The organism is uncultured Microbacterium sp., from assembly GCF_913776565.1.
Classification (GTDB): Bacteria; Actinomycetota; Actinomycetes; order Actinomycetales; family Microbacteriaceae; genus Microbacterium.
On the sequence record NZ_CAJYPF010000228.1, the window covers coordinates 1 to 17,857 of the forward strand.

At 71.6% G+C, this 17,857-nt stretch carries 14 protein-coding genes and 1 pseudogene; 9 read left to right on the top strand and 6 right to left on the bottom strand.

Going from position 1 to position 17,857, the window contains the following annotated elements; all coding sequences use genetic code 11:
• Positions 1-1,035, top strand: a pseudogene (locus QZ433_RS12775) (MFS transporter); the annotation flags it as partial.
• A gap of 251 nt (positions 1,036-1,286) precedes the next feature.
• Here the strand turns inward: QZ433_RS12775 and QZ433_RS12780 are convergent.
• The 3 genes from QZ433_RS12780 to QZ433_RS12790 form a co-directional block, all read right to left on the bottom strand.
• On the bottom strand, positions 1,287-2,870 hold the full coding sequence (locus tag QZ433_RS12780) for an AMP-binding protein (protein WP_295784138.1): 1,584 nt from the start codon (positions 2,868-2,870) through the stop codon (positions 1,287-1,289).
• Positions 2,871-2,974: 104 nt separating this feature from the next.
• The gene (gene chrA, locus QZ433_RS12785; RefSeq protein WP_295784140.1) at positions 2,975-4,183 is read right to left on the bottom strand and encodes a chromate efflux transporter; all 1,209 of its coding nucleotides are present in this window, start codon (positions 4,181-4,183) and stop codon (positions 2,975-2,977) included.
• Positions 4,184-4,223: 40 nt separating this feature from the next.
• Positions 4,224-5,180 carry a Gfo/Idh/MocA family oxidoreductase gene (locus QZ433_RS12790; protein WP_295784143.1) on the bottom strand — a complete coding sequence of 319 codons (957 nt, stop codon included), beginning with the start codon at positions 5,178-5,180 and terminating at the stop codon, positions 4,224-4,226.
• A gap of 109 nt (positions 5,181-5,289) precedes the next feature.
• Here QZ433_RS12790 and QZ433_RS12795 point away from each other — a divergent pair, with 109 nt between their 5' ends.
• From QZ433_RS12795 to QZ433_RS12830, 8 genes are all read left to right on the top strand, one after another.
• Entirely contained in the window at positions 5,290-6,429 is a 1,140-nt protein-coding gene (locus tag QZ433_RS12795) for a polysaccharide deacetylase family protein (protein ID WP_295784146.1), read from the top strand.
• 159 nt (positions 6,430-6,588) lie between these two features.
• A complete protein-coding gene (locus tag QZ433_RS12800; protein ID WP_295784148.1) occupies positions 6,589-7,716 on the top strand; it encodes a glycosyltransferase in 1,128 nt (375 codons plus the stop codon).
• Positions 7,717-7,788: 72 nt separating this feature from the next.
• Positions 7,789-8,046, top strand: coding sequence for a glutaredoxin domain-containing protein (locus QZ433_RS12805; RefSeq protein WP_295784151.1), 258 nt, complete (start codon positions 7,789-7,791; stop codon positions 8,044-8,046).
• Positions 8,047-8,056: 10 nt separating this feature from the next.
• Positions 8,057-8,992, top strand: a complete 936-nt coding sequence (locus tag QZ433_RS12810; protein WP_295784155.1) for a hypothetical protein — start codon at positions 8,057-8,059, stop codon at positions 8,990-8,992.
• Positions 8,982-10,283: an aminotransferase class V-fold PLP-dependent enzyme gene (locus QZ433_RS12815; RefSeq protein ID WP_295784158.1), complete on the top strand. Its 1,302-nt coding sequence runs from the start codon at positions 8,982-8,984 to the stop codon at positions 10,281-10,283. Before QZ433_RS12810 ends, QZ433_RS12815 begins: the two co-directional genes overlap by 11 nt.
• Before the next feature lie 26 nt (positions 10,284-10,309).
• The gene (locus QZ433_RS12820) at positions 10,310-12,058 is read left to right on the top strand and encodes a sodium:proton antiporter (protein WP_295784161.1); all 1,749 of its coding nucleotides are present in this window, start codon (positions 10,310-10,312) and stop codon (positions 12,056-12,058) included.
• A 94-nt stretch (positions 12,059-12,152) separates the two neighbouring features.
• Entirely contained in the window at positions 12,153-12,905 is a 753-nt protein-coding gene (locus tag QZ433_RS12825) for an SDR family NAD(P)-dependent oxidoreductase (RefSeq protein WP_295784163.1), read from the top strand.
• A 103-nt stretch (positions 12,906-13,008) separates the two neighbouring features.
• Complete coding sequence (locus QZ433_RS12830) at positions 13,009-13,485, top strand: dehydrogenase (RefSeq protein WP_295784166.1); 477 nt, start codon at positions 13,009-13,011, stop codon at positions 13,483-13,485.
• A gap of 189 nt (positions 13,486-13,674) precedes the next feature.
• On the opposite strand, the gene QZ433_RS12835 is transcribed toward QZ433_RS12830, so the two are convergent.
• From QZ433_RS12835 to QZ433_RS12845, 3 genes are all read right to left on the bottom strand, one after another.
• The gene (locus tag QZ433_RS12835; RefSeq protein ID WP_295784169.1) at positions 13,675-15,234 is read right to left on the bottom strand and encodes a DEAD/DEAH box helicase; all 1,560 of its coding nucleotides are present in this window, start codon (positions 15,232-15,234) and stop codon (positions 13,675-13,677) included.
• 186 nt (positions 15,235-15,420) lie between these two features.
• The gene (locus tag QZ433_RS12840; RefSeq protein ID WP_295784170.1) at positions 15,421-15,993 is read right to left on the bottom strand and encodes a DNA-3-methyladenine glycosylase I; all 573 of its coding nucleotides are present in this window, start codon (positions 15,991-15,993) and stop codon (positions 15,421-15,423) included.
• A gap of 146 nt (positions 15,994-16,139) precedes the next feature.
• The coding region (locus QZ433_RS12845) for an acyl-CoA dehydrogenase (protein WP_295784173.1) at positions 16,140-17,857 on the bottom strand (1,718 nt) is incomplete at its 5' end.

Here is a 17,857-nt window from a genome sequence, read left to right on the forward strand (position 1 = left end):
CAGATCATCGCGCGCACCGGCCGCTATCGGATGTTCCCGATCCTGGGCACCGCGCTGATGTCGCTGGGCTTCTTCCTGCTGACCTTCCTGCAGTACGACAGCCCCTACTGGCACGTCGCGATCGCCATGCTCGTGATCGGGCTGGGCCTCGGCCAGCTCATGCAGACCCTGACGATCGCGAGCCAGAACTCCGTGGGCGTGCGCGACATGGGCGTGGCCACGAGCGGGTCGACGTTCTTCCGTCAGATCGGCGGAACGCTCGGCACCGCGGTGCTGCTGTCGCTGCTGTTCACCCTGATGCCTTCGAACATCATCGGCTCGTTCTCGGACCGCGGCACCCTCACCGATGCCCTCGACGCGGCGTTCGACCCGACCGTCTCGTCGGCCCCCGCGAACCAGAAGATCATGGACGCCATCTACACCCCGATCGTGACGCAGACCGAGGACGCGGTGACCCAGCAGGTCCAGCAGGGTGTGCAGCAGGCTCGGGATGCCGCGACCCAGGCCGTGGCCGCGCAGGTCGCCGCCGGGCAGCTCCCCGCCGCCGCGCAGGCTCGGGCGACCGAGGCCGCGATCGAGCAGGCGACGTCCGCGGCGGCCGCGCAGATCCAGCAGCAGGTCCCCGTCGCGCGCGTCGGCTCGGACGGATCCGTGAGCCTGGACTTCTCGAACGCCGGTGACCGCGCCGCGTTCGTCGACCAGGTCGCCACCACCCTCGAGGACCGCTTCACCGCGGGCGACGGCGGCACCGCGGTGGGCGGTTCGACGCTCGACGACACCTCGTTCCTGGTCGGCGCCGACGCCCGACTGACCAAGCCGTTCCTCGTGGGCTTCAACTCGTCCGCGACGACGGTGTACTGGACGGCGATGGGCGTGGTGCTGCTCGCCTTCGTGCTGGCGCTGTTCTTCCGCACGCCGCCGCTGCGCGCCAAGTCGGCGCTGCAAGAGGCCGCCGACGAGCGCCGCACCAAGAAGGACGAGGAGACCGCCGCCGACGAGGCGGCTGCGCAGACCGGCGCCCTACTCACCCCCTGAGCACGCATCCGGCATCCATGTCCCACTTTTGGTCGGCCGACAGGGCTCCAACCGACCAGAAGTGGGACATACACCGCCAAATGTGGGACGGGGGGGATGCCCGGACGCACGCTCAAACCCTTGTCCCACTTTTGGTCGATCGGCAGGGCTCCAACCGACCAGAAGTGGGACACACACCGCCAAAAGTGGGACGAGGGGGATGCTGAGACGCCGAAGGGCGGGCTGTCACGACACCCCGCCCCCCGGGGTCCTCAGACGGACTCGCGCGCCCGCAGGTCCTTGCGCAGGATCTTCCCCGACGCCGACTTCGGCACGACGTCGATGAACTCCACGCGCCGCACCTTCTTGTGCGGGGCGACGTGGCCGGCGACGAAGGCCATGACGTCCTCGGCCGTGAGGCCGGCGTCGGGCGCGGCCACGACGAACGCCTTGGGGATCTCCTCGCCGTCGTCTCCGCGCACGCCGATGACCGCGGCATCCTGGACCTTCGGGTGCGACAGCAGCAGGGCCTCGAGCTCGGCGGGGGCGATCTGGTACCCGTGGTACTTGATCAGTTCCTTGAGCCGGTCGACGATCGTGAAGTAGCCGTCGACGTGGTGCACGCCGATGTCGCCGGTGTGCAGGAAGCCGTCGGCGTCGAGCGTCTCGGCGGTGGCGTCGGGGCGGTTGAGGTAGCCGAGCATGACGTTGGGTCCGCGCACCCAGATCTCGCCCGGCGCGGTGAGGCCGTCATCGCCGTGCTCCTCGAGCTCCGCACCGGTCTCGGGGTCGACGAGCTTGGCGTCGCAGCCGGGGATGAGCACGCCCACCGAGCTGACCGGGAAGCCGGAGTCGGCGGGGATGGCGTGCGACACGGGGCTGAGTTCGCTCATGCCGTACCCCTGGTAGAACCGCGCCCCGATGCGCCGACCCGCGGTCTCGGCCGTCTCGCCGTCGAGCGGGGCCGCGCCGGAGAACACGCTGTGCACGCTCGAGAGGTCGAACTGATCGACCGCGGGGTGCTTGGCGAGCGCGACCGCGATCGGCGGTGCGATGAAGAGGAATGTGCAGCGGTGGTCCTGCACGACGCGCAGGAACTCCATCAGGTCGAACCGCGGCATAGTCACGAGCGTCGCGCGCTGGCGCAGCGCGAGGTTGAGCAGCACCGTCATGCCGTAGATGTGGAAGAACGGCAGCACCGCGAGGACGCGGTCGTCGGGGGTGATCTCGATGATCGGTCGGCACTGGTGCACGTTGGCGACGAGATTGCGGTGCGACAGCATCACGCCCTTGGGCACGCCCGTCGTCCCCGACGAGTACGGCAGCACGGCGACGTGGGTGGCCGGATCGAGCGACACCGCGGGCGGCGTGCGCCCCTCGCCGAGCAGCGCGCGCAGATCGGGATGACCCTCGGCGCCGTCGAGCACGATGACCTGATCGTCCGGGATGCCGATCGCCCGGGCCGCGGCGGAGGCCTGGGGCAGCAGGGGCGAGACGGTCACGAGCCAGGTGGCGGCGGCATCCCTCAACTGGTTCTCGATCTCGTGCGCGGTGTAGAGCGAGTTGATCGTCGTGATCGTCGCCCCGGCGCGCAGGATGCCGTGGAACACCGTGGCGAAGGCGGGGACGTTGGGGCACAGCATGGCCACGACCGAGCCGACCCCCACCTCGCGCGCGGCGAGCGCGCCGGCGAACGCGTCGACCTGGGCGCGCAGTGCGCGATAGGTCGTCTCGGCGCCGCCGGAGGGGTCGACCAGGGCGACACGGTCGAGGTCGGCCTCGTCGAGCGAGGCGAAGAGATAGTCGTAGATGCTCTGGTCGGGGATCTCGATGCTCGGGTACGGGCTCTGAAACACGGGTTCTCTCCCTCGAAAACGCGGGCGGCGTCATCGCCGTGCGCTCATCCTGGCACCGGTGGGACGCGGTGTCACCCGTGGCGACACCGGCTCTCGGTGGGCGCTCAGGTCACGGCGAGCACGACTCCGCCCGCGGCGCCCAGGATCACGACCGCCCACGCGGGGGCCTTGAACGCCGTCAGCAGCACGAAGCCGAGGGCCGCGAGCAGCAGGGGACCCGGCCCCGTGATCGCGGTGGTGAAGACGGGGGTGTACAGCGCGGCGCCCAGGATGCCGACGACCGCCGCGTTCGCGCCGCGCATCGCCGCGCGCACCCGAGGACGTTCGCGCACGGCGTCCCAGAACGGCAGCACGCCGACCAGCACGAGGAAGCCGGGCGCGAAGATCGCCGCCAGCGCGAGGCCCGCGCCGACCACGCCCCCGGGCCCGACGTCCGACACCGCGCCGAGGTAGGCCGAGAAGGTGAACAGGGGTCCCGGTACCGCCTGCGCCGCACCGTAGCCGCTGAGGAACGCCTCGGGCGAGACCCACCCGGTCTCGACGACCCCCGCCTGCAGCAGCGGCAGCACGACGTGACCGCCGCCGAACACCAGCGCGCCCGCGCGGAAGAACGCATCCGTCAGGGCCAGGGCACCCGATCCGGTCGTCGCCGCGAGAACCGGCAGCACCACGAGCAGGGCGACGAACAGCACCAGGCAGGCGATCGCGACGCCGCGCCGGACGCCGAAGGAGGGCAGGGCCGTCGGCGACGCCTCCTCGACCCCGCGCAGCAGCAGAACCCCCGCCAGGATGCCGACGGCCAGCGCCCCGAGCTGCCCCGGCGCCGCGGGCAGCAGCAGGGCCATCGCCAGCGCCACCACGGCGATCCCGGCGCGACGCGCGTCCGGCGTCAGCGTCCGGGCCATGCCCTGGACCGCGTGCGCCACGATCGCGACGGCGATGATCTTGAGCCCCGCCAACACTCCGACACCGATCGGACCGGCGACGAGCGCGGCACCCGCAGCGAACGCGACCAGCAGGATCGCGGACGGCAGGGTGAACGCGGCGAACGCCGCGAGCGCCCCGAGCGCCCCGGCGCGCTGCAGGCCCATCGCGAACCCCACCTGGCTCGACGCGGGACCGGGCAGGAACTGGCACAGCGCCACGAGATCGGCGTAGGCCCGGTCGTCCATCCACTTCCGGCGCACGACGAGATCGTCACGGAAGTAGCCGAGGTGCGCGATCGGACCCCCGAACGACGTCACCCCCAGACGCAGGAACGCGAGGAAGACCTCGCCGGGCGTCCCCGCGCGCGGCGCGGTCCGAGGCTGCATGACCCCATCCTCCCGCCGCGGGGGAAACACCGGGTGAACCTTACGAAAGGGGCAGGTCGAGCAGGGCGTCGACGAGTCGCAGCGTCCGCGACGTCGCCTCCTGGTCCGCCGCGATGTCGCGCCCCGCGACCGCGTCGCGGAAGAACGCGACCTCGCCCACCATCGGGTTCGACGGCGCATCGACGAGTGTCACCTCGGGCGCGCCCCCTCGCGGCGTGAGCACGAGCCGGCGCGGGGCGTCGATCGCGTCGATCCCGAGCGTTGCGTCCTCGCCCTGGATCTCGCTCGGCAGTCCCGTGTCGGTGATCTTCGACCACGCCACATCGGCGACGAAACCGTCGTAGGCGGCGAGCGCGCTGCCCGCCCCGTCGGTGTCCGAGGAGATCCCCACGCGGACGCCGCGAAGGCTCCGCGGGACGCCGAACAGCCGCACCAGCGCGTGCAGCGGATACACCCCCAGATCGCGAAGGGCACTGCCGCCGAGCGCCGGATCGAAGATGTTGGTCTGCTCGCCGGCGAGCACGTGGTCGTACCGGGCCGAGCGCTTCTCGTACCGCAGCGCGACACGACGGATCGTCCCGAGCCGCGGCAGCAGCGTCCGCACCGCCTCGAGGCCGGGATCGTAGGCGGTGCGCATCGCCTCGAGCAGCACGACGCCACGCCGGCGGGCGCGAGCGACCGCGGCATCCCAGTCCCCGCTCGACAGCACCGCGGGCTTCTCGACGAGGACCGGGATGCCGGCATCCACCGCCTCGTCGATCTGCGCGCGGTGCGCGGAGTTGGGGCTGGCGAGGTACACCGCGTCGACGTCCTCGGCGGCGAGCAGGGCGCTCAGGCCGACCGCGGTCCCCGGCGCGCCGATCTCGTCCGCGAACGCCCGGGCGCGAGCGGGATCGCGAGAGGCGACCCGCGAGACCTCGACGCCGTCGACCGCGGCGACGGCCTCGGTCAGACGCGCGGAGATGGAACTGGTGCCGACGATGCCGATGCGGATCATGCCTCCATCTTGGCGACAGTCCTCATCCGCGACCCGCGCACCCCGGTTCACGATTGCGTTCTCCGGCCTGGATAGGATCGCGGCACTCGCCACCCGAACCCGAGGCAGCATGACGACCACCCGAGCCCAGCGCCGTCGGCGCGCCTCCCGACGCGTCCGCGCGCGTCGCACCCTGGTCGCGGCGCTCGCCGTGGCCCTCATCGCGGGAGCCGTGACGGCGTTCGCCCTGACCCGCCCCGAGGCGCCCACGCCCGACGTCGCGGCCCCGGCCACGCCGAGCGCGACGCCGACGCCGACGCCGCTGACACCCGCGCAGAAGCTGCTGGCCGGCGCGACCGACCCGTACGCGTGCGCGGTGTCGTTCGCGGGCGACGGGATCGCCCTCGACCCCCAGCTCGAGTCGGAGGGCTCCCGCTACCAGTCGCTGCCGATTCCGCGCGCCGCGGGGCGCGTCTTCGCCGGGTGGTACGACACCGCCGCGGACGCCGGCGTCCTGACCACCGCCGCCCGACTCAACGGCGCCGACCTCGTCTCGTGCACCGCGCACGAGCGCGTACTGCACGCGGGGTGGACGACGCCCGAACGCAATGCGGCCGAGGATGCCGGCATCCCGATCCTCATGTACCACCAGTTCACGCAGAAGCCCGAGGGCGAGGACACCTGGCTGCACGGCAACTACGTGTACGTGCCGGACTTCGACGCGCAGATGGCGCACATCCAGCAGGGGGCCTTCTACCAGCCGACCTGGGACGAGATCAGCGCCTTCATCGACGGCGCCCTCTTCCTCCCCAAGCACTCCGTCGTCATCACCGATGACGATGCCGACTCCACCTGGCTGCAGTGGGCCGCCCCGATCGTGGCGCAACGCCAGCTGATGACGACGTCCTTCGTCATCACCTCGGCCCGCACCGAGCCGACCCCGAACCCCTTCGTCCTGCAGCGATCGCACACCCATGACATGCACCGCGCGGGCCCGAACGGCAAGGGTCGGATGGTCAACGACGACGCCGCCACGATCGCCGCCGACCTCGAGCAGTCGGCGCAGATCCTGGGGGCGAAAGAGGTCGTCGCCTACCCGTTCGGCCACTACGACGAGACGACGAAAGAGGGCGTGCGTCAGGCGGGATTCGAACTAGGACGTACCATTGAACCCGGATACGTGCGCATCGGCACCGACAAACTGGCGCTGCCCGTCATCCGCATCAACTACGGCACGACCGTCGACGAGCTCGCAGCGAAGATCGGGTGATCCGCCCCCGTCCTTCCGCGGATCGCGGAGCGGTTCCCACCGGGCGCTGGGGTGAACACCCGCTAGCTCCCAGGTAACTGCTCCACAATCCCAATTCGAGCACGCGTCGGCCGGTCTACGCTGTGTATTTCTGGCTATCGACGAAAACGCGAGCATTCCATGGACCTTTCCGTCATCGTTCCGACCTTCAACGAAGGTCCGAACGTCGCCGAACTCGTCCGCCGGACGTCCGACGCACTGACCGGTCGCCTGGTCGAGGTCATCTTCGTCGACGACTCCACCGACGACACCCCCGACGTCATCCGCGCCGTCGCCGCCTCCGCCGACATCCCCGTGCGCCTCATCCACCGCGACAACCCCGTCGGGGGTCTGGGCGGTGCCGTCGTCGAGGGCATCCGCGCGGCCGAGAGCAACCGCTGCGTCGTCATGGACGGCGACCTGCAGCACCCGCCCGAGGTCATCGCCGATCTGCTCGCTCGCGCCGAAGAGGGCGACACCGACGTGGTCGTGGCATCCCGCTACATCGCCGGCGGCACCTCGGACGGTCTCGCCAACGCCGTGCGCACCGCCGTGTCGCGCGCATCGACGCTGCTGACCAAGGCGATGTTCCCCAAGAAGCTGCACAACTGCTCCGACCCGATGACCGGGTTCTTCCTGGTGCACCGCGACTCCCTCGAGGTCGAGACGCTGCGTCCGCGCGGCTTCAAGATCCTGCTCGAGATCCTCGCCCGCAAGCAGATGCGCGTCGCCGAGGTGCCCTTCTCGTTCGCCCCCCGCTTCGCCGGCGAGTCCAAGGCCTCGTTCAGCCAGGGCATGCGCTTCCTCACGCAGCTCACTATGCTGCGCTTCGGCCGCATGTCGGCGTTCGCCCTCGTGGGCGGCCTCGGCGCCGTGGCCAACCTGCTCATTATGGGCGGGCTGCAGCTGCTCGGCGTGCAATACCTGATCGCCGCGATCATCGCGAGCATCATCACGATCGTGGCGAACTTCCTCGCCCTCGAGTACCTGGTCTTCGCCGACATGCGCGAAGAGTCCGGACTCATGCGCCACCGGTTCATCAAGTCGTTCACCTTCAACGGCATCGAGGCCATCGTGCGTATCCCCGTGATCTGGGTGCTCGTGAGCCAGGCGCACATGCCCAGCGTGATCGCCGCCGCTCTCACCCTCATCGCCGCGTTCGTGGTGCGCTTCGTGTTCCATGCGCTCGTCGTCTACGCCCCCAAGAAGAGCCGCGTCGGCCGCGCCGTCCGCGCCGTCGAGCCCCTCGAGGACGAAGTCACCGCCTGAGCCCGCGGGCCCCGGCATCGCGGGCCCCGGCATCCAGCGCCCGCCCGGCCGGGGCGGCGTACGCTGGAAACCATGTCCTCTGACGCAACGATCCGTATGTTCGGCGCCGACTGGTGCCGCGATTGCATCCGCACCAAGAAGCAGCTCGACGAGCTCGGCATCGACTACGAGTACGTCGACCTCGTCGCCGACCCGGCCGCCGCCGACGTCGCCAAAGAGATCTCGGGACGCACCAGCATCCCCGTGGTCGTCTACCCCGACGCCAGCCACCACGTCGAGCCCTCGAACGCCGACGTCGAGGCCAAGCTCCGCGAGCTCTCGCTGATCTGATCGGGTCCGCGTGACCCTCTCCGCCGCCCGGCCCGTCCGGCGGGCCCTCACCGGCGAGGTCGGAACGGCCCTGCCCCCGTTCGTCGACCACCACGTGCACCTGCACCTGATCGACGGCTCGTCTCTCGCGCGACGCGGGATCGCCGCGGTGGTCGACCTCGGCGGCGATCCGGTCGACCTCGCGCGGCGGGGCGTCGGCATCCCTCATCTGCGGTACGCGGGCGCCTTCCTGACCGTGCCCGGCGGGTATCCGTCGGGTCGGTCGTGGGCGCCCGCGTCGATCGTGTGCGAGGTGACCGACGCCTCGGCGCACCCGGGCGTTGCGGGTGGGGCGCGCACCGCCGTGGACGCGCAGGCGGATGCCGGGGCCTCGGTCATCAAGGTCGCCCTGCACGCCGACGCGGGACCCGTGCTCGACGACGCGACCCTGGCCGCGATCGTCGCCGCCGCCCGCACCCGCGGGCTCGCGGTGGTCGCGCATGCGCAGGGCGCGGGCCAGGTCGAGCGCGCCATCGACGCCGGTGTCGACGCGCTCGCGCACACCCCCTCGGACGCCCCGCTGTCGCGGCGGGTGCTCGCGCGCGCGGTGGCCGCGGGCCAGGCGTGGATCTCGACGCTCGACATCCACCGGGGTGCCGCCCGCGATCGCGCCATCGCCAACCTGCGGGCCTTCGCCGCCCGGGGTGGCCGCGTGCTCTACGGCACCGACCTCGGCAACGGCGACCTCCCGGTGGGCCTGAACCGTCGCGAGCTCCTCGCCCTGCAGGAGGCCGGCATCCGCGGCGACCGCTTGATCGACGCCCTGAGCGACCCGTGGCCCGCCGCCCCCACCGCCGGTCTGTCCACCTTCATCCCGGGCCCCATGCCCGCCGACCCCGACGACCTCGCCTCGTGGCTCAGCCGCGGCACGGTCGTCGCCACCGAGGAGCTCTCCCGTGTCGACTGACCCCTCCCCCGACTTCGGATCCGTCGACCGGCTCGAGGTCCCGCACCACCGCGACACCGTCCGGGACTTCGCGGCCGAAGCGGCCGCGCTCGACGACGCCGACCCGCTCGCCCCGCACCGCGACGCGTTCGTCGGCGCCGACTCCGCTCTGGTGTACTTCGACGGCAACTCGCTCGGTCGTCCCCCGCGCGCCACCGCCGAGCGGCTGTCGCGCTTCGTGATCGACGAGTGGGGCGGCCGCCTCATCCGAGGGTGGGACGAGGCGTGGATGCAGCTGCCGTTCGCGATCGGCGACCGCATCGGAGCGATCGCGCTGGGCGCGGCATCCGGTCAGACCGTCATCGGCGACTCGACCACGGTGCTGCTGTACAAGCTGTTGCGGGCCGCACTCGACGCGCAATCCGCGGCCGACCCCGAACGGGTCGAGATCGTCGTGGGGCGCGACGACTTCCCCACCGACCGCTACCTGGTCGAGGGCATCGCCGCCGAGCGCGGAGCGCGGGTCGTCTGGGTCGACGTCGATTCCTCGCGAGGGGTGGATGCCGACCTGCTTCGCGCGGCCGTGGGACCGCGGACCGCCGTGGTGCTGCTCAGCCACGTGTCGTACCGGTCCGGCTACCTCGCGGACGGACCGGAGCTGACCGCGATCGCCCACGAAGCCGGTGCTCTCGTGCTGTGGGACCTCTGCCACTCGGCGGGGTCGGTTCCGATGGACCTGGACGCCTGGGGCGTCGACCTCGCCGTCGGCTGCACGTACAAGTACCTCAACGGCGGGCCCGGATCCCCCGCGTTCGCCTACGTCGCGACGCGGCACCAGCACCGGCTCACGCAGCCCGTGCAGGGATGGATGGGCGCCGCCGACGTCTTCTCGATGGGCCCGGTCTATCGCCCCGCCGACGGTATGCGCCGCTTCCTGTCGGGAACACCGCCGGTGCTCGCCATGATCGCCATGCAGGACACCCTCGACCTGCTCGAAGACGCCGGGATCTCCGCGGTGCGGGCGAAGTCCGTCGCCCTCACCGACTTCGCGATCCGGGTGGCGGACGGCATCCTGAGCCCTCTCGGGGTACGCCTGGCCTCGCCGCGCGACGCGGCCGAGCGCGGCGGGCACGTGACGCTGTCGCACCCGGCCATGCGGGCTGTGACGGCACGGCTGTGGCGCGACGATGTCATCCCCGACTACCGCGACCCGCACGGCCTGCGGATCGGCCTGTCGCCGCTGTCGACGAGCTTCGTCGAGACGCTGACAGGCCTGCGTGCGGTCGAGGCGGCGGTGCGCGCCGAATCCTGACGGCCCCCGAGGGCTAGCCTCGGAGGGTGATCGATCCGCTCATCGTCGTCGTCGCCGGTGTGGTGGTGGTCGCCCTCGCCACCGTCATCGGACCGCGGTTCAACATCGCCGGCCCCCTGATCCTTCTCGCGATCGGCGCCGGGGTCAGCCTGCTGCCCTTCATCCCGCCGTTCGCGGTGAACCCCGAGATCATCCTGGTCGGCGTGCTGCCGCCCCTGCTGTACTCGGCCGCGGTGCAGCTGCCGGCCGTGGAGTTCCGCCGCGACTTCGCCCCCATCGCGGGACTGTCGGTGCTGCTCGTCGTATTCAGCTCGATCGTCCTCGGGCTGTTCTTCTGGGCCGTCATCCCCGGCCTGGGCCTCGCCCTGGGCATCGCGCTGGGGGCGATCCTGAGTCCGACGGATGCCGTGGCCACCTCGATCGCGAAACGCCTGGGCATCTCGCCCCGGGTCGTCACCCTGCTCGAGGGCGAGAGCCTGCTCAACGACGCCACCGCGCTGGTGCTGCTGCGCACGGCGACGGCGGCCGTGGCATCCGGATTCGCCTTCGGCGACGCCCTGGCCTCGTTCGCCTGGGCCGTCGTGGTCGCCCTCGCTCTGGGAGCGATCGTCGGCTGGGTCAACCTGCGGGTGCGCGAGCGGGTGTCCAACTCCGCCGCCAACACGGCGTTGAGCTTCACGGTGCCCTTCATCGCCTACCTGCCGACCGAGCACCTGGGCGGATCGGGCCTGGTCGCGGCGGTGGTGGCGGGCATCGTCACCGGGCAGGGGGCGGCCCGGCGCTTCACCCCCGAGCAGCGCATCAGCGACCGCTTGAACTGGCGCACGGTCGAATTGATCCTCGAGGGCGGCGTCTTCCTGGTGTTCGGCCTCGAGCTGAAGGACATCGTCATCGCGAACGTCCGCGCCGACGAGGGGCTGTGGCACGCCGCGTGGCTCGCGCTCTCGGCGCTCGGCATCGTGCTCGCGGTGCGCGCCCTGTACGTGTCGGCGCTCATCTGGGTGCAGGGTCGGCGGAGCCGCCGGCGTCTGCGCGCGGATCGCGTCGCGGGAGCGCGGGAGCGCCTGGACCGGTTCGAGCGGGCCTACCACGACGCTCCCGAACAGTTCGGCGCGCGTGCCGCGGATCCGGCGCGCACGGCACGCCGAGTGGGCTGGATGCGCACGCGCATCGCCCGCACCATGGCCGATCTCGACTACTACCGCGACACCCCGCTCGGCGCGCGACACGGCGCTGTGATCGTGTGGGCGGGCATGCGCGGTGTGGTGACCCTCGCCGCGGCCCAGACACTGCCCGAAGACCTCGGGCCCCTGCGCCCGCTGCTGATCTTCGTCGCGTTCCTCGTCGCGTTGTTCAGCCTCGTGCTGCAAGGGCTCACCCTGCCGCGCGTCGTTCGCGCCACGGGCCTCGCGGGCGAGGGCGGCGAAGGGCCGACACGCGAGGAGCAGCGCGCTCTCGACGCGGAACTGCGGGATGCCGCCGTCGCGGCGGTCCGGGCGGGCTCGCTGACGCGTCGCGACGGCGGGTCCTTCTCCCCCGAGCTGATCGAGCGGGCGGGGGCTCGACTCACGCAGCCGCCCGACGACGAGGCGTCGGCGCGCGTCCGCGACTTCCTGGAGCTGCGGCTGGCCTCGATCGAGGCGATGCGCCGTCGACTGCACACGGTGGGGCGCGACGGTCGATACAGCACGGCGGCGCTCCGGCACGCGCTGGCCGAGCTCGACGCCGATCAGCTGAGCCTGGAGCTGCGCATCGACGACGGCGAGGGCGACTGAGCGGAATAGCTCACCACCGGCCCGGGTTTTCATTCACGTGCATGCGGTCGCCGCGAGAGCCGCGGCGACTCGACGGCCGGAGAGAAGATCACCCATGAGCAGGTTCACCCACAAGGTCGCGCTCGTCACCGGTGCCGGCAGCGGGATCGGCGCAGCCATCGCGCGCGGACTGGCCGCCGAGGGCGCCTCGGTCGTCGTCACCGACATCGATCGGGATGCCGCCGACTCCGTCGTCCGCCAGATCACCGAGGCGGGCGGAACCGCCGCGACGTTCGTGCAGAACACCGCGAACTGGGAGGACTCCCGGGCGGCCGTCGACTTCGCGCAGCAGACCTACGGCGGCCTGCACCTCGCCGTCAACAACGCCGGCATCGGCGGTCCGGCCGCACCCATCGGCGACTACGACGTCGACGCCTGGGACCGCGTGCGCGCCATCAACCTGGACGGTGTCTTCTACGGCCTGAAGTTCCAGCTGCCCGCCATCGTCGCCTCCGGCGGCGGAGCGGTCGTGAACATGGCATCCGTCCTGGGATCCGTCGGCATCGCGCAGAGCGCCGCCTATGTCGCCGCGAAGCACGCCCTGGTCGGGCTCACCAAGGTCGCCGCGCTGGAGTACACCGCCCAGGGTGTGCGCACGAACGCCGTCGGCCCCGGCTTCATCGACACCCCGCTCGTTCGCGCGAGCCTGTCGCCCGAGGCGCTGACCCACCTCGAGAAGGAGCACGCGACCGGTCGGCTCGGCACCGACACCGAGGTCGCGGCCCTCACGCTCTTCCTGCTGAGCGACGACGCCTCGTTCATCTCGGGCAGCTACCACCTGGTCGACGGCGGATACGCGGCGCACTGAGCCCTGCCCGGGTCGGCGGCTCGTGACGAGCCGCGGGCCCGGGCGCGAGAGATGGCCGGGCGCTTTCGCAGGGCCGTGAGGCACAATGGTCGCGGAGGTTCCCATGAGCGATTCGACACCGGCGCTGCCCTCGTCCGCGGGTGCCGCGCACGACGCTCACGTCTCGATCGAGCACGCGGCGGCCGAGTGCCCGCGGTGCTTCACCGAACTGCAGAGCGACCGGGACTGGTGGCGCGCCCGCCCCGCCGGTTCGCGCCTGGTCGGTCTCGTGGTCTCGCGTCCGGACATGCCGACCGTCAAGCAGCAGCGCGACGACCTGACGCGATTCGGAGTGCCGATCGAGGGCTTCCGGCACCCCGCTCCCGAGACCCTCGAGGGGTGGGTGGGCCGTCTCGATCGCTTCTTCGGAACCCTCACCCACGGTGACGTGCTCGTCGTGGCGAGCATCCACGCGCTGGGAATCACCCGCGAGGACGCCAATCGTGCCGTCGCCGACCTGCGGCGTCGCGGCGTGATCGTCAAGGTCCTGTCGCACGGCGAACGGCATCTGCACGACGCGACGGTGCCGTCGCGCGGCTGAGCGCCCCGAAACGGCCCGTACGCAACCGCGGGCGCCGACGCCGACACGCCACCGGTGCGGCCATGCGCACGGCGCGTCGCAGCGGACATCCGCACCTGTGCCCATGGTCTTTCGGCACGGCGTGCGACGCCGGTTCACACACGACGATGCCCCCGCGGACGGATCCGCGGGGGCATCGTGACGGAGGGATCAGCCCTGGGCGCGACGGTTGGTGCGCGGGTTGCGGGCGCCGCCGACGACCATGCCGGTCGTCGGAGTACCGGATGCCGAGCGCCCGGCGCCCTGCGGACGGGCCGCGCCCGCGCCGGCTCCGGCGCGCTGTCCGCCGCCCTGGCCGCGACCAGCTCCGGCCGAACGCTGGCCCTGACCCCGGCCGCCCTGCGGGGCGTGCGCGGCGGCCGCGGAAGCCTCGGTGCCCTGGCCGCTGCCACCCCGACCGCGACGGCGGCGACCGCCACCGGCGGCGGGGACCGCGGCATCCTGGCCCTGGGTGCGCGCGGCGCGCTTGCGCTGCGCGTTGGCGCCCTGCGAGCGTCCGCCGCCCTGCGGCTGCACCACGACGGGTTCGGGCTTGACGTAGGGGGCGACCTCGCCGACGAGCGCGACGACCTCGGGCGAGGTGGGCGTCACGGGCTGCGGGGTGGCCGAGATCTTCGCCTTGCGCAGGATGTCGAGGGTGTCGCGACGCTGCTCGGGGAGCATGATCGTCACCACGTCACCGGCGGTACCGGCGCGAGCGGTACGACCCGAGCGGTGCAGGTAGGCCTTGTGCTCGACGGGCGGGTCGACGTGGACGACCAGCTCGACGCCGTCGACGTGCACACCGCGGGCGGCCACGTCGGTCGCGACGAGCACCTTGGCGCGGCCGTCGCCGAAGGCGGCGAGGTTGCGGTCGCGCTGCGGCTGCGACAGGTTGCCGTGCAGATCGACCGACGGGATGCCGGCGGCGGTCAGCTGCTTCGCCAGCTTCTTGGCCTGGTGCTTGGTGCGCATGAACAGGATGCGGCGCGCGGTGCCCGAGGCGAGCGTCTGCACGAGGTCCTTCTTGGCATCGGCGTCGGCGGGCGCGAACACGTGGTGCGTCATAGCGGCGACGTGCGAGTGCGCCTCGTCGACCGAGTGCAGCACCTCGTTGCGCAGAAAGCGCTTGACCAGCTTGTCGACGCCGTTGTCCAGCGTCGCCGAGAACAGCAGGCGCTGACCGTCGGCGGGCGTGCGCGACAGCAGGCGCGTGACACCGGGAAGGAAGCCGAGGTCGGCCATGTGGTCGGCCTCGTCGAGCACCGTGATCTCGACATCGCCCAGGTTCGCGAAGCCCTGACCGATCAGGTCCTCGAGGCGCCCGGGGCATGCGACGAGGATGTCGACACCCGCGGCGAGAGCGTCGACCTGACGCTTCTGGTTGACGCCGCCGTAGACGGTCGTCGTGGTCAGCTGGTACGCCGCGGCGAGGGGCTTGATGACCTCGTCGATCTGGTTCGCGAGCTCGCGGGTGGGGGCGAGCACGAGCGCGCGGGGCTTGCGACCCCGACGGCGGTCGGTCTTCGCCGCGAGGCGAGCGACGAGCGGCAGCGAGAAGGCGAGGGTCTTACCCGAGCCGGTCTTCCCGCGACCGAGCACGTCGCGGCCGGCGAGGGTGTCGGGCAGGGTGTCGGCCTGAATCGGGAAGGGCTCGTTCTTGCCCTGGGCGGCGAGAACGTCGATGAGGGGGGCGGGCACGCCGAGGTCGGCGAAAGTCTGGGACGTCATGGAAACTCCTGCCGCGGCGCAGTCGCGCGCGGCGGTTCGGGATGCCGCGATGCTGCGGCTGCATGGGCGAAGGCGCCGGGTGGCGCATCCGTTCGCCGTGAAGGTCAAAGGCCCAACGAAAGGGGGCCGGTGCGTTCGACGACGCGCCGGAGCGAAACGCTCCGAGACCCCCAGTCTACCGGTGCATCACGCGGCGGCGCGCCAGCACCCCGCGACGTGGTCGTCGACCATGCCCGAGGACTGCATCAGCGCGTACATCGTGGTCGGCCCGACGAAACGGAACCCGCGGCGACGCAGTTCCTTGCTCATCGCCGTCGACTCGGGGGTCGCGGCGGGCACCTCGGCGAAAGACGCCGGAGGTGTGTGCGCGGCGGGGGCGAACGACCACATCAGAGCGTCGAACTCGCCCGTCGCCATGTCCGCCACGAGGCGGGCGTTGCCGATCACGGCCTCGATCTTGCCGCGGTGGCGGATGATGCCGGCATCCTGCAGCAGACGTTCGACGTCGTCGGGACCGAACGCGGCGACCGCGGCCGGCTCGAAGTCGTGGAACACCTCGCGGAAGCGCGGGCGCTTGCGAAGGATCGTGATCCACGCCAGGCCCGCCTGGAACCCCTCGAGACTCATCTTCTCGAACAGCGGTCGGTCGCCGCGCAGCGTCGTTCCCCACTCCTCGTCGTGGTACCGCTGGTACTCGGTGTCGCCGCCCGCCCACGCGCAGCGCGCGACGCCGTCGGCTCCGATCACGAGGTCGCTCATCCCCCCAGGCTAGGCGGGGGCTCCGACATCGCGCCGCGACGCGTCACGGCAGCAGCCCCGTGAGACGAGAACAGGCCGACCCTCGACGGGTCGGCCTGTTCCGATGGCATCCCCTGCTCTCGTCCTGAACGAGGGGGCGGATGCCGTTACTTGGCGGGCTTCTTCTCGGGCACCGGGGCGTTGCCCGACGCCTTCAGCGCGGCGTAGTACGATGCGGCCTCGTTCTGGCGGTCGTCCTCGACGCCCGACGCGATCGAGGCGCGGATGTGCTCGGGACCGTAGCCGAACGCGTCGACGAGGTCCTGCGCGTGCGGGCGCAGACGGCGGCACAGGCGGTCGATGTAACTCGACACCGCCGCCCCGCGCTGCGTCGACAGGCGTCCGTTGATGAGGTACCACGCGAGGTGCTTCTCGATGAGCTGCAGGCCGAACAGGTCGCGCAGCCACGTGAGCACCTTCCGCGTGTCGCGGTCGTCGATGCGGTTGATGGCGTCGGTGAACGCCTCCCACTGCAGCAGCTCGCCGTGGGCGCGGGCAGCCTCGATGAGCTCGGCCTGGTTCTCGTTGAACAGCGCCGCCGCGTCCTCTCGGGACAGCTTGGATGCCGGACGCAGCCGCCCCGCGATGTCGGCGATCATCTGCTGCACGCGACCGGCGAGCAGCTCGTGCTGCTGCTCGGCACGCAGACCGCGCTCGACCGAGCGCGCGGTGGAGCCGAAGTCGGTGACGGCCTGACCGAGCTGGCGCATGCCCGCACCGTGGAAGAGCTTGCCCGCGGTCTGCCCGACCGCGAACGCGGCGAGCTGCTTGGCATCCTTGCCCTTGAACTGACGGGCGTAGTCGGCGAGCAGTCGCTTTCCGACGAGCTGCAGCAGGATGTTGTTGTCGCCCTCGAAGGTGACGTAGATGTCGAGGTCGGCGCGCAGGCCCACCAGGCGGTTCTCGAAGAGGAAGCCCTGGCCGCCGCACGCTTCGCGCGACTCCTGCAGGGTGTCCAACGCGTGCCAGGTCGACAGCGGCTTGAGGGCCGCGGCGAGGGTCTCGAGGTCCTCGCGGTCGGCGTCGGTGTCGAGACGGCCGCTGAAGACACCGTCGAACTTCTGCAGGAACTCGTCGTGCGCGAAGATCTGCGCGTAGGTCGTCGCCAGACGCGGGAGCAGGCGGCGCTGGTGCTTGCCGTAATCGAGCAGCGTGACCTCGGGAGTGCCGCTGCCCGAGTCGAACTGCCGGCGCTGATTTCCGTAGGTCACGGCGATGGTCAGACCGATCGCCGACGCCCACGCGGCCGCCCCGTCGAGCGAGACGCGGCCCTGCACGAGCGTGCCGAGCATGGTGAAGAAGCGGCGTCCCGGGCTGGCGATGTCGCTCGAGTAGGTGCCGTCGGCGGCGACGTCGCCGTAGCGGTTGAGCAGGTTGGTGCGGGGGACGCGCACCTGGTCGAAGTGCAGGCGGCCGTTGTCGATACCGTTCAGCCCGCCCTTGAGGCCGTCGTCCTCGCCGCCGATGCCGGGGAGGAAGTTGCCCTCGTCATCGCGCAGCGGAACGTAGAAGCAGTGCACGCCGTGGTTGACGTTGTTCGTGATGAGCTGGGCGAAGACCGTCGCGGCCTTGCCGTGCACGGCGGCGTTGCCGAGGTAGTCCTTCCACGCCCCGCGGAAGGGGGTGTGGATGACGAACTCCTCGGTCGCGGGATCGTACGTCGCGGTCGTACCGATCGCCGACACGTCCGAGCCGTGCCCCGTCTCGGTCATCGCGAACGCGCCGGGGATCTCGAGGCTCATGATGCCGGGCAGCCACTTGTCGTGATGCTCACGGGTGCCCAGCTGCAGCACGGCCGAACCGAACAGGCCCCACTGCACGCCCG

What these genes read in the sequence shown, in the direction of transcription:
- chrA (WP_295784140.1), bottom strand. Translation starts at nt 4,183, where the DNA reads ATGCAGCCTCGGACCGCGCCGCGCGCGGGGACGCCCGGCGAGGTCTTC.
- QZ433_RS12790 (WP_295784143.1), bottom strand. Translation starts at nt 5,180, where the DNA reads ATGATCCGCATCGGCATCGTCGGCACCAGTTCCATCTCCGCGCGTCTG.
- QZ433_RS12795 (WP_295784146.1), top strand. Translation starts at nt 5,290, where the DNA reads ATGACGACCACCCGAGCCCAGCGCCGTCGGCGCGCCTCCCGACGCGTC.
- QZ433_RS12800 (WP_295784148.1), top strand. Translation starts at nt 6,589, where the DNA reads ATGGACCTTTCCGTCATCGTTCCGACCTTCAACGAAGGTCCGAACGTC.
- QZ433_RS12805 (WP_295784151.1), top strand. Translation starts at nt 7,789, where the DNA reads ATGTCCTCTGACGCAACGATCCGTATGTTCGGCGCCGACTGGTGCCGC.
- QZ433_RS12825 (WP_295784163.1), top strand. Translation starts at nt 12,153, where the DNA reads ATGAGCAGGTTCACCCACAAGGTCGCGCTCGTCACCGGTGCCGGCAGC.
- QZ433_RS12830 (WP_295784166.1), top strand. Translation starts at nt 13,009, where the DNA reads ATGAGCGATTCGACACCGGCGCTGCCCTCGTCCGCGGGTGCCGCGCAC.
- QZ433_RS12835 (WP_295784169.1), bottom strand. Translation starts at nt 15,234, where the DNA reads ATGACGTCCCAGACTTTCGCCGACCTCGGCGTGCCCGCCCCCCTCATC.
- QZ433_RS12840 (WP_295784170.1), bottom strand. Translation starts at nt 15,993, where the DNA reads ATGAGCGACCTCGTGATCGGAGCCGACGGCGTCGCGCGCTGCGCGTGG.